Origin of the sequence: Cupriavidus gilardii (assembly GCF_013314895.1) — a bacterium.
In the GTDB taxonomy this organism is placed as follows: Bacteria; Pseudomonadota; Gammaproteobacteria; order Burkholderiales; family Burkholderiaceae; genus Cupriavidus; species Cupriavidus gilardii_C.
Genome location: NZ_JABTYE010000060.1, coordinates 1 through 533 on the forward strand (window position 1 = coordinate 1; position 533 = coordinate 533).

The window sequence follows — 533 nt, forward strand, 5'->3', positions numbered from 1 at the left end:
GAAGCCGTTGCCCAGGTCCTTGGTCAGACCGAGCTTCCAGTCGGTGTACGAGGCGTCCGCCACGTTCTGCACCTTCTGGTAGCCGACGTGCGCGTTCAGCGTCAGGCCCCAGAACTCGAGCGGCACGTTGGCCGACAGGTCCACATACCAGCTGTTCCTGCTGTCGTGGAAGCCGAACAGGTTGGTCGGCGCGTACGAGTACTTGAGGAACACCGGGCCGTAGCCGATGCCCGCGTAGATCTCGGTGGTGTACGGCCGGGTGAAGTTGGCCGGATAGTCGCCGGGGTAGTAGTACTGCAGCACGCCGACGTCGTAGTTCCACTTGCCGTCGCCGAAGGTGTTCTTGAAGCCGGCGTAGAAGTCCATCTCGATCGGCGCCGACACCTCGTCGTTGCTGTCGTTCAGCCAGCTGATGCTCGAATTCCAGTTGCCCGCGTAGAAGCCGCTTACATGGCTGTAGTCGAAACCGCCCTGGATCGCCGGCCGGCGATTGGTCTGCATGATGCCGCGGTAGCGGTATTCGGAGGCCAGCG

1 protein-coding gene is annotated in these 533 nt (G+C 62.7%); it reads right to left on the reverse strand.

What is annotated here, in order from left to right:
* Positions 1 to 533: TorF family putative porin (locus HTY53_RS24595; RefSeq protein ID WP_174109196.1), on the reverse strand; the 533-nt coding region annotated here is incomplete at both ends.